The sequence below is a fragment of the Symbiobacterium sp. genome, from assembly GCF_040797425.1.
Lineage (GTDB): Bacteria > Bacillota > Sulfobacillia > Symbiobacteriales > Symbiobacteriaceae > Symbiobacterium.
Map to the genome: position 1 here is coordinate 1 of NZ_JBFNEH010000078.1, position 9,924 is coordinate 9,924.

General features: G+C 68.7%; 10 protein-coding genes. 5 read left to right on the forward strand and 5 right to left on the reverse strand.

Annotated features, from left to right (window positions below):
* Positions 1 to 709 precede the first annotated feature (709 nt).
* Positions 710 to 1,435 carry a thioredoxin-dependent peroxiredoxin gene (gene prxU, locus AB2385_RS15855; RefSeq protein ID WP_367655986.1) on the reverse strand — a complete coding sequence of 242 codons (726 nt, stop codon included), beginning with the start codon at positions 1,433 to 1,435 and terminating at the stop codon, positions 710 to 712.
* Positions 1,436 to 1,858: 423 nt separating this feature from the next.
* Positions 1,859 to 3,496, reverse strand: a complete 1,638-nt coding sequence (locus tag AB2385_RS15860; RefSeq protein WP_367655987.1) for a thiamine pyrophosphate-binding protein — start codon at positions 3,494 to 3,496, stop codon at positions 1,859 to 1,861.
* 235 nt (positions 3,497 to 3,731) lie between these two features.
* Here AB2385_RS15860 and pdaB point away from each other — a divergent pair, with 235 nt between their 5' ends.
* The gene (gene pdaB / locus AB2385_RS15865; RefSeq protein ID WP_367655988.1) at positions 3,732 to 4,520 is read left to right on the forward strand and encodes a polysaccharide deacetylase family sporulation protein PdaB; all 789 of its coding nucleotides are present in this window, start codon (positions 3,732 to 3,734) and stop codon (positions 4,518 to 4,520) included.
* 84 nt (positions 4,521 to 4,604) lie between these two features.
* Entirely contained in the window at positions 4,605 to 5,072 is a 468-nt protein-coding gene (locus AB2385_RS15870) for a COG2426 family protein (RefSeq protein WP_367655989.1), read from the forward strand.
* 22 nt (positions 5,073 to 5,094) lie between these two features.
* Here the strand turns inward: AB2385_RS15870 and AB2385_RS15875 are convergent, their stop codons facing one another.
* Complete coding sequence (locus AB2385_RS15875) at positions 5,095 to 6,552, reverse strand: DUF92 domain-containing protein (RefSeq protein WP_367655990.1); 1,458 nt, start codon at positions 6,550 to 6,552, stop codon at positions 5,095 to 5,097.
* Between the two features lie 155 nt (positions 6,553 to 6,707).
* Between AB2385_RS15875 and AB2385_RS15880 the strand changes: the two genes are divergently transcribed.
* Positions 6,708 to 7,256 (forward strand): chromate transporter, encoded by a 549-nt coding sequence (locus tag AB2385_RS15880; RefSeq protein WP_367655991.1) that lies wholly within the window; start codon positions 6,708 to 6,710, stop codon positions 7,254 to 7,256.
* Positions 7,257 to 7,357: 101 nt separating this feature from the next.
* Positions 7,358 to 7,627, forward strand: a complete 270-nt coding sequence (locus AB2385_RS15885) for an RNA recognition motif domain-containing protein (protein ID WP_367655992.1) — start codon at positions 7,358 to 7,360, stop codon at positions 7,625 to 7,627.
* Between the two features lie 168 nt (positions 7,628 to 7,795).
* Here AB2385_RS15885 and AB2385_RS15890 read toward each other — a convergent pair whose 3' ends face one another.
* On the reverse strand, positions 7,796 to 9,160 hold the full coding sequence (locus AB2385_RS15890) for a glucose-6-phosphate isomerase (RefSeq protein WP_367655993.1): 1,365 nt from the start codon (positions 9,158 to 9,160) through the stop codon (positions 7,796 to 7,798).
* A 69-nt stretch (positions 9,161 to 9,229) separates the two neighbouring features.
* Positions 9,230 to 9,508, reverse strand: coding sequence for a hypothetical protein (locus AB2385_RS15895; RefSeq protein ID WP_367655994.1), 279 nt, complete (start codon positions 9,506 to 9,508; stop codon positions 9,230 to 9,232).
* Between the two features lie 119 nt (positions 9,509 to 9,627).
* On the opposite strand from AB2385_RS15895, the gene AB2385_RS15900 reads away from it, so the two are divergent.
* Positions 9,628 to 9,825, forward strand: a complete 198-nt coding sequence (locus tag AB2385_RS15900) for a hypothetical protein (RefSeq protein ID WP_367655995.1) — start codon at positions 9,628 to 9,630, stop codon at positions 9,823 to 9,825.
* Positions 9,826 to 9,924: the final 99 nt, after the last annotated feature.

Sequence of the window (9,924 nt, forward strand, 5' to 3'; positions counted from 1 at the left end):
CCAGCTCCCCATCCCGGTCGTCATCCCCGTCTCCCTGACCGGCTCCCCCCTATCCTTCAGCCTTGAACTACCATTTTTGCGTACTCCCCGGCGCCAGCCCCTGCGAGAATCTGTCACTTCACACGTGAACTTACCGCCTACACCGGCTCCGACGCCGAGTTCGCTGATCTTCCGTACTTCGAAGTATCATCTTCTGGCGCACCCCCACTCCATTCCGTGCCATTTTCTATCACTGCACATCTGGAACACCCCGTCGAACCGGCGCCAACTCCGCCTTTGCCACTCGATACATCACCCCCGGGCCGCAAGCCCGGCCTGGGGGATGCGTTCACCCAGTTTCTGCCCCCCCTCCTTCCCACCTCCCTATCGATTACTGACACGTCACTTCTCAAGTACACGTCCGCTCCACCCTCGGTCCCTCTTTCGCTACCGAAGCTCACCCCTGGGCCCGCAGGCCCGGGGGACCCATGCTGTCGATCCCCATGCCCCTGCGAAGTCCTGCCCCATGTACGCTCGCCAGGGCTTCGCCCCCGGTGCCACCCTGATCCCGCCCCGGAACCTGCCCTCCCCCGGCCGTACGGCCCTCGAAGTGCTGGGCCGCCCTTGCGTCTTCCACTGTGCCTTCCGCCCCCGTGAACGAGGCGACGCCCGCCCCGCATACCAACAAGGGAGTGGCCCGCACGAGCCACTCCCTCTGTGTAAGAATGGGTTACCTGAGCACCAGATCTGCCTTTGGCGACCACTCCTGCCAAACCTTGCCCACCAGCTCGGGGCTGGGCCGGAGCGTCTTGCCGCCGGGCCGCCAGCCGGCCGGGCAGACCTCGGCGCCGTTGGAGGCCCGCACATGCTGGAACGCCTTCACCTGGCGCAGCAGCTCCTCCACGTTCCGGCCCACGGTCGGCGTGAGGATCTCGGCGGCCTGGATGACGCCGTCGGGGTCGATGATGAACCGGCCACGAATATCCACGCCGCCCGCCTCGTCGTATACGCCGTAGACCCGGCCGATCTCCCCACCCGGGTCCGAAAGCATCGGGTAGGGGATGCCGCCCTCCACCATGTGGGAGAGTTCGTCCTCATGCCAGATCTTGTGGACGAAATGCGAGTCGGTGGAGACCGCGAACACCTGGACACCCAGTTCCCTCAACTCGTCATACCGGGCGGCAACTGCCGCCAGTTCCGTCGGTCACACAAAGGTGAAATCACCGGGATAGAAACAGAGGACGATCCACTGCCCCCTGAAATCGGAGAGCTGGTACGCCTTGAACTCGCCCTGGAAGTAGCCTTCCGCCCTGAAGTCGGGCGCCTCATGGCCCACTCTTGCTAGCGTCACGTCACTCCTCCTCTCCGCAATCTGTTCGGTTTCCGGAGCGCGCGCGGCGGGCGCGATGACCCCAACCCCCGGGGTCCGCTTCCCGCAAGACATGGCCTCGGGCATCGTGGGCACCTCCTTTCAGTCAATACCTATAATAGTCTAAACTCGCTCCTTGGTTAATAGTACTTTTTAACACTTCTATCTTGTGCGACGTATATCATAACCACCCGCCAGTTGGCCCCGCCGGCACTGGAAGAACAGGTTCTGCCCACAGGCCAGAAGATGAGGGCGCCGGGCGCACATCCCTCGCTCACTTCTGCGGATGGGCGCCGAAGAGCCGCCGGCCGGTTGACCACCTCAGGTTGACCGCCCATGAACAGGCAAGGCCAGGGCGTCCACTCGCCCTGGCCGTTCGCTCCCACTATGGTCGACAAACCGCCGCAGAGGCGTCGCACATAGCCCGCCCGCACCTCCACGCCCGGGTCGGCCGCGCCGCCGCCCAGGTGTCGGCGGCGGGCCGGACCCTGCCCGCCACCCGCCGGCACGCTAGACGCTGATCGCACCGGCCCGGAAGTCGCTCTTGCCCATCTTCACGTTCACCACCGCCACCTTGCCGCTGGCGAAGGCCCGCTCCAGGGCCGGACCCACGTCCTCGGGACGCTCCACCCACTCGCCGTGGGCGCCCAGGGCCACGGCCGCCTGATCGTACCGGGCGTACGCCAGGGCAGTGGCCGGAGCGCGGTCTGCGCCGAACATCTCCACCTGCCCCCGCCGGATCTGCGTCCAGGCTGCATCGTTGCCGATCACCACCACGAAGGGCAGGTTCTGCCGCACCGCCGCCTCGACCTCCATCAGGTTGAGCCCGGCGGTTCCGTCGCCCAGGAGCAGCAGCACGGGTGCATCCGGATGGGCCAGCCGGGCGGCCATGGCAAACCCCATGCCGATCCCCAGCGTGCCCAGCGGGCCCGGGTCCAGCCAGCCGCCCGGGTAGCGGCGCACGCGCAGCACGTTGGCAGCGGTGGCCACGAAGTCGCCGCCATCGCCGATCACGATGGCGCCGTCGGGCAGCGCCCGGTCGACCTCGGCGCAGAGGCGCAGCGGGTCGACGGGGCTGGCGTCGCTGGTGAGGCCCGGCTGCATGCGGGCCAGTCGCTCCGCCTCAACGGCCTCCAGGCGCTGCAGCCACTGCCGGCGCGCCGGGCGATCGGACCCCAGGTCGCCCTGCGCGAGCAGCTGCGCCATCACCGCGGCGCTGTCGCCGGGGATTGCCACGTCGGCGTCCCGGTTGTGGCCCGGCTCGGCGGGGTCCAGGTCCACGTGGATCAGCCGGCAGGACTCGTTCCACAGCGGGGCGCCGCCGTAGTTCAGGCGGAAGTCCAGGGGCGTGCCGAAGACCAGCGCCACGTCGGCCTCCGCCAGCGCCGCCTTGCGGGAGCGCACCCAGCGGGGCTCGAGAAGCCCACGGGCCATGCCCGACACGTAGACCGGCGCGCCCACCTGCGCCGCGAAGGTGCGGGCCACCTCCCAGTCCGGCGACCAGCGCACCTGGCTGCCGATCAGCACCACGGGCCGGTCGGCCTGCCGGAGCAGCGCCGCGGCCTCCGCCACCCGACGCTCATCGCCCGGCACCGCAGGCCGCCCGGGGTAGGGCGACGGCAGGCGCACGCCGTCCGGCTCGCAGGGGGCGAAGAGCACGTCGAGGGGCATCTCCAGGTAGACCGGCCCGGGAACGCCGGACATCGCCTGGCGGAACGCCGTGGCGATCAGCTCCGGGATGCGGGACGGGTCCGTCACCGCCGCCTGCCACTTGGTGATGGGGCGGACGACGGACAGCACATCCATCTCCTGCAGGGCACCCTTGCCCGCCAGACTGTGGGGGCCCTGGCCGCCGATCACCACCAGCGGCGACTGCGCCCGGAAGGCGTTCGCAATGCCGGTCACCGCGTTCGTCACCCCCGGTCCGGCAGTCACGATGGCGACGCCCGTCCGGCCGGTGAGCCGCGCCCATCCGTCGGCGGCGAAGGCCGCGGTCTGCTCGTGGCGCACGTCCACGACCCGAATCCCCTGGTCGAGGCATCCGTCATAGATCGACATCACGTGGCCGCCGCAGAGGGTGAAGACCACCTCCACGCCCTCGTGCTTCAGCGCTCGTGCAACCAGCTTGCCCGCGTGCTGAAAGCTCATGGCCCCTCCCCTTTCCACTATCGTTCATGCGTGACTATTCTTCTTGTTCTTCCATCATTCCTGTCTGAAGGACCTGCGCAGCACGGGGCTTGTGCGCCTTTCCTGCCGTCAGCGCAACCGTTGGGCGCCCGCCACTTCAGCTCACGCCGTGGCAGCACTGCCAGGAAGCGACGGTATGGCGGCGCGCCCAATCAACGCATACTGGTAGCACTGCTCGACCGTAAGGAGGATGGAGATGCACCAGCTTCGGACCCGGCGCCTGCTGCTGCGGGCGGCCGCCGCGGTGCTCGCCGGTGCGCTGGCACTGGCCGGCCCGTCGCCGGCTCACGCCAGGGTGGTGGAGCGCAACGACGCCGCGCCGGTGAGCGCCTCGCTGCAGCCGAACCTGCGCCCCATCTACTCGGCCAGGACCGACGAGAAGGTGGTGGCGCTCACCTTCGACATCTCCTGGGGCAACCAGATGGCGCCCAAGGTGCTGGCGGTGCTCCGCGCCGAGAAGGTGCCCGCCACCTTCTTCCTCTCAGGCCCCTGGGCCAAGGGCCATCCGGAAATCGTAAAGCAGATCCTGGCCGACGGGCACCAGATCGAGTCCCACGGGCAGGCGCACGTCGACCTGAACACCCTGGGCCGGGAGGGGGCCAGGCAGAACATCGCAGCCGCCCACGCCATCCTGAAGGAGCTGACCGGGCGGGACCCCACCTACATCCGGCCCCCCAACGGGGCGTACAACGAGGCCTCGGTGCAGGCGGCCAAGGACCTGGGCTACGCCACCGTCATCTGGTCGGTGGACTCCCTCGACTGGAAGAACCCGGGCGTGGACCGCATCATCCATCGCACCGTGAAGCTGGCGCACCCCGGAGCCATCATCCTGATGCACGCCAGCGACTCCTGCAAGCAGACCGACCAGGCGCTGCCGGCGATCATCAAGGCCCTCAGGGACCAGGGCTACCGGTTCCTGCTCCTGGACGACCTGATCCGCACCTACGGCGTCGATACGAACGGCCACATCCGAGTGCTCCGGTAATGCGAGCGGCCCGGAACCCTGTGGGTTCCGGGCCCGTCTAAATCAGTGCGTTTTTACCCGAGTTGGAGCCGGGAGGGTTCACTCGTGCTCAACCTCGCCGCAGCACTGAAGGTCATCGCCATCTCCGCGGTCCCGTTCCTCGAACTGCGCGTCGGCATTCCCGTCGGCATCCTCAGCGGCTTTTCGCCGGGCGTCGCCGTTACCCTGGGGGTGATCGGCAACGCCCTGCAGGTGCCGCTGGTGATCTTCATGATGTATATACTGCGCAACTTCGCGCAGCAGGTGCCCTTCGCGGCCCGCTGGCTGGCCCGCGCCGATGCGGCGGCCCGGCGGCACCACCACTGGGTCCACCGCTACGGCTGGATCGGCCTGGTACTGTTCATCGTGGTGCCGCTGCCCGGCACCGGCCTCTTCTCGGGTGCAGCGCTGGCCAACCTGATGCGCATGCCCGCGCTCCCCACCGCCCTGGCCATGGCCGGCGGCCTGGCCGTCTCCGGCGTGTTGGTGGGGGCGGTGGCCACGGGAGCGCTGACGGTGTTTGACTGGCTGTAGGAAGGGCCGGCCGGGACCTGCGCTAGGCGCCCGCGGCCAACCAGAAGCCCGCCGCCGCCCCGGCGAGGGTGGCCAGCAGATTGACCAGGTCGTTGCTCACCACCGGAAAACCCCGGTGCAGCCGGGTCGGGCTGCCGCAGCGGTGCACCGTGCGTTCCGTCTCTTTATGGCAGCGGGGGCACCAGTAGACAGCCTGCACCGTGGCGCCCAGCAGCGAGTCCACCAGGGAGCCGAACAGGCCCGCCAGGGCCAGGTGCGGCAGCAGTCGCCACCAGAGCGGCTCCACCGCGGCGGCCACGGCGCCCACGAACGCGGCGCCGCCCACGGCCGCGGCGAGGCCGTTCAGCGAAACGGCCCCACTGGTGCCGGGAGGGGCCGGCCGAAGCGTGGTGATGAGGCGTGGCGCCGAGCGGGCCAGCACGCCCAACTCGGTCGCCCAGGTGTCGGCCGAGGCGGCCGCAAGGCTGCCCAGCAGGGCGCCCATCCAGGGCAGCTCGCCGGTCCAGGCGTAACCCAGCGCCGCTGCGGCGGCCACCCCGCCGTTGGCCAGAGCCTGTCCGAGGTCGCGGGTGCCGGTCTTGGCGAACTCGGCCTCCACCTGCGCCTTGCGGCTGCGGAAGAACCGGGAGAGCAGGCTGCCGGAGAGGAAAAACGCGACCAGGGCGAGTCCACCCGTCCAGCCACCCAGGCCGAAGACCGGCGTGCCGGTGAGGACCGCTCCGAGCGCCCCGCTGGGGGTGAGCCACCGCTTCAGCCAGGCCAGGGCGCCGATGGCGGCCGACAGCACCGCTCCCGCGCCCAGTCCGGGCAGGAGGTGCGGGAAGAGCCGGAGGCCGGCCCAGAGAACCAGGCCGGTGCCGAGCGGCACCCAGAGGTTGTCACGCCCCTTGATGCCCAGGCCCTCGGCGCAGGTGGCGGCCACTGCGGCCAGCCCCGCCAACCCCCAGGTCCCGGCGGGCGAAAGGGCCGGCGCCAGCTGCCTGAGCACCGCAAGGGTGGTGACCAGGGTCACCCCGAACATGGCCAGCGAGCCCTCGAGGCTCTTGATGTGGCCGCCCAGGGTCTCGTACCGGCGCCTGCCCCAGCGCAGGCCCACCGTGGAGGCCACCGCGTCGCCCAGCGTCATCGCGAGCACGCCGCCGATCATGGCGGCGTGCTCGTTCCATGCCAGCAGGATGAGAAGGGCGAAGGAAATGGGGAACCATACAGTACCCAGGTTCTCCGCATCGGCGGCCACGGAGCCCAGGAGCCGCCGACGGTGGATGACATAGTTGCCGATAGCCGCCACCGCGGCCGGCACCGCCGCCACGAAGCGGCTCTCGAAGAGCAGCGCGGTGCCGATGATCCAAAGGCCGACCCCCACGTGGATCACCTTGCGGGCCCACGGCCTCGGCAGTCCCAGGCGGTATGCCCCCTCGCCCACCGCCACCACCGCGCCCACGTACGCGAACGCCAGAATCAGCGCCCGGAGGTCACTCATCTGCATTCCTCCCTGTCCTGACAGGGTGAGTTCGCTTTCTGGCAGAGACTCCCCTGCCGGAAGTGTTCGGGACGCAAACAAGGCGGTTGCACCGGGCACCATGGTGCCTAGGTGAACATGACTTCTCTTGGCCATGTGAAAGGCGGGGCTGCGCAATGTGGAACATCTTGCTGGACCTGTTCGTCGACTTTGGCCGCGCCACGCTGCTGGGATTCGGCGGGGGCCCCTCGATCGTGCCGCTGTACGAGCACGAGGCCGTGGAGGTCTTCGGCTGGGTCACCCGGGAGGAGTTCGGCACCGCCCTCGCCATGGGCAACGCCCTTCCCGGCCCCATCGCCACCAAGATCACCATGTACATCGGCTACCGGGTGGCGGGATGGCCGGGTGCGCTGGTCGCCCTGCTGGCGGTGACCCTGCCGGTCGGCATCGTGATGATCGCCCTGGCGGGGCTGATGCTGCGCTTCAAGGACAGCCCCGTCCTCAGGGGGATGGTGAACGGCATCCGACCCGTGGTCTTCGTGATGCTGCTCACGCTGGCCTTCGACTTCGCCGGTTACGCCTTCCAGCCCCTGGGCACCGGCCCCCTGCGGTGGCTGCCCTTCGGCATCGCCGCAGCCTTCTTCATCTCCACCCACTACTTCCGCCTCTCCCCCATCTACGGGGTGGTGGGTGCGCTGGCGCTGGGGGCTATCTTCCTGCGCTAGCCCCCTCGCCGCAATATCACGCGAAAGTTCGCGAAGGAAGCAGGGTTCTGCAAGGGCAGGGCGAAGAGATACTTCCGGATCCGCGATTCTCGTTTAGGAGGATGTCAGACTTGGCCGTTGTCAGCATTTTTGTCGGGAACCTGCCCTGGGCTACCACGGATGAGGATCTGTATGAGCTCTTCGCCCCGTACGGCGAGGTCAAACGGTCGAAGATCGTCCTGGATCGCGAGACCAACCGCAGCCGCGGCTTCGGTTTCGTGGACATGGAGGAGGAGGCTGCCGCCAAGGCCATCGAGGCCTGGAACGGGCAGACGTACAACGGCCGTGTTCTGACCGTCAACCTGGCGCAGAGCCGCCCGGCCCGTTCGTAAACCAGTTATTGCCCGGTCGAACGGGAGAAGGCGCTTCCACACCACCGGCCCAGCGGATCCCCACCGGCGGTGCGCCCGGATTGACGACTCCTCGCATTCGATCAGGCACATCAGCGGTCAGAAACACAAGGCCCTGGGCCCGCCATCCGGCGGTGCCCAGGGCTCTGTTTATTCCGCCTTTCCGCCCGTCAGGCGCCTCTCCAGCTCCGCCCTGCGGGCCTCGAAGCCTGGCTTGCCCAGAAGCGCGTACATGTTTTTCTTGTACGCCTCCACGCCCGGCTGGTCGAAAGGGTTCACCCCCAGGAGGTAGCCGCTGATGGCGCAGGCCTTCTCGAAGAAGTAGAGCATCTGGCCGTAGTGGTAGGGCGTGAGCTCCGGCAGCGAGAGCAGCAGATTGGGCACGCCGCCGTCGGTGTGGGCCAGCACCGTTCCCTCCAGCGCCATGCGGTTCACATGGGCCAGGCTCTGTCCCTCGAGGTACCCCAGGCCGTCGGCCGCGTCGCCGCCGGAGATGACCACGTCGGTCTGCGGGCGCTCCACCTGAATCACCGTCTCGAACAGGTTCCGCATGCCCTCCTGGATGTACTGGCCCATGGAGTGCAGGTCGGTGGTGAACTCCACCGAGGCGGGGAAGATGCCCTTGCCGTCCTTCCCCTCCGACTCGCCGAAGAGCTGCTTCCACCACTCGGCAGTGCTGCGGAGGGCGGGCTCGTACGTGACGAGGAGCTCGGTCGTCCGGCCTTTCCGATAGAGCGCATGCCGGGCGGCGGCGTACTGGTAGCATTCGTTGGTGAGCAGATCAGGGTTCGCGTACTCTGCCATGGCCGCGGCCGCACCGGCCATGAGCTGCTCGATGTCGATGCCGGCCACGGCGATGGGCAGCAGCCCCACCGCGGTCAGCACCGAGTACCGGCCGCCCACCGGGTCGGGGATGACGAAGCACTCGTATCCCTCAGCGTCGGCCAGCTGCTTCAGCGCGCCCCGGGCCCGGTCGGTGGTGGCGTAAATGCGCCGCCGGGCGCCCTCCTTGCCGTACCGGCGCTCCAGGTACTGGCGGAAGAACCGGAAGGCGATGGCCGGCTCGGTGGTGGTACCCGACTTGGAAACCACGTTTACGGAGACGTCCTTCCCCTCCAGCACCTCGAACAGGTGGGTGAGGTAGACGGGGCTCAGGTCCTTGCCGGCGAAGAAGATCTGCGGGCCCGGCCGCTTCTCCGCCGGGAGCAGGTTGTAGAAGCTGTGGCCCAGGGCCTCGATGGTCGCCCTGGCCCCGAGGTAGGAGCCGCCGATGCCGATGACGACCAGGGCGTCGGAGTCAGACCGGATCCGGGCGGCGGCTTCACGGATGCGGCGGAACTCGTCCCGGTCGTACCGCTCGGGCAGGTCGAGCCAGCCGGTGAAGTCGGCCCCGGGGCCCCGGCGCTGGTGGAGCAACTCGTGGGCGGCGCGGACCGCCTCCGCCTGGTACTCAATCTCGTGGGGTGGCACAAAGACTGCGGCACGGGAAAGATCGAAGCGCAATGAAGCGTTCATGTGCAATAACCTCCAGGCGCAAATTCCTCCTTCATTATAGGCCGATCACCCAGGCGGTCCAAGCCGGGCTCAGAAGGTCACCGCCCGAACCGCCCCGGTCCGCACCTGGGTGACGCGGCCGGCCCGGTCCACGAGGACCACCGGGTCCGCCGAGACCAGCTTGCCGGCCAGCCATCGGTTTCCTACCAGCAGCGTGACCTCGTGGCCGCGCAGGGCCGCCAGCAGGTCCCGCAGCGCCTCTGACTGGCACTCCGGGGTCGCCGGCCGCCGCGCCTCCCCGGCCGGAGGGGCGCCGCGCCAGGGCGCCACCGGGAGGCCCTTCCACTGGAACCGGGAGGCCCGCCTCACCGCCGCACCTCCAATCCGCGCCAGCCCGTCTGGAGCACTGCGGGCCGGCACGCATACGCTGACTAGTGGGAGAGCTATGCCGTAGCTCGCTCAACCGATACCTGAGGGGGATACGGGACATGTCCCAGAACTCCACGATCCGCCAGCTGCTGGAAGACCTGCGCGGGGGCGGGTTCAACACGAGCCTGATCGTGGACGGCGTCGTCATCGAAAACCAGAAGGTGGTCGCCTTCGAAAACGGCATCGTGTACACCGTCAACGCCAACGGCGTGGCCCGCGCCACACGCATCGACCAGATCGACAGCGTGAACTTCTAGGTCGGGGGGCCACCCCCCGCTACACAGCGGTCCCGTATCGCTTCGATCGAGTAGGAGGGGGCGGTTAGCCCCCGACCTCTCACACCACCGGACATGCGG

What these genes read in the sequence shown, in the direction of transcription:
- AB2385_RS15900 (WP_367655995.1), top strand. Translation starts at nt 9,628, where the DNA reads ATGTCCCAGAACTCCACGATCCGCCAGCTGCTGGAAGACCTGCGCGGG.
- AB2385_RS15890 (WP_367655993.1), bottom strand. Translation starts at nt 9,160, where the DNA reads ATGAACGCTTCATTGCGCTTCGATCTTTCCCGTGCCGCAGTCTTTGTG.
- pdaB (WP_367655988.1), top strand. Translation starts at nt 3,732, where the DNA reads ATGCACCAGCTTCGGACCCGGCGCCTGCTGCTGCGGGCGGCCGCCGCG.
- AB2385_RS15885 (WP_367655992.1), top strand. Translation starts at nt 7,358, where the DNA reads ATGTCAGACTTGGCCGTTGTCAGCATTTTTGTCGGGAACCTGCCCTGG.
- AB2385_RS15875 (WP_367655990.1), bottom strand. Translation starts at nt 6,552, where the DNA reads ATGAGTGACCTCCGGGCGCTGATTCTGGCGTTCGCGTACGTGGGCGCG.
- AB2385_RS15880 (WP_367655991.1), top strand. Translation starts at nt 6,708, where the DNA reads ATGTGGAACATCTTGCTGGACCTGTTCGTCGACTTTGGCCGCGCCACG.
- AB2385_RS15860 (WP_367655987.1), bottom strand. Translation starts at nt 3,496, where the DNA reads ATGAGCTTTCAGCACGCGGGCAAGCTGGTTGCACGAGCGCTGAAGCAC.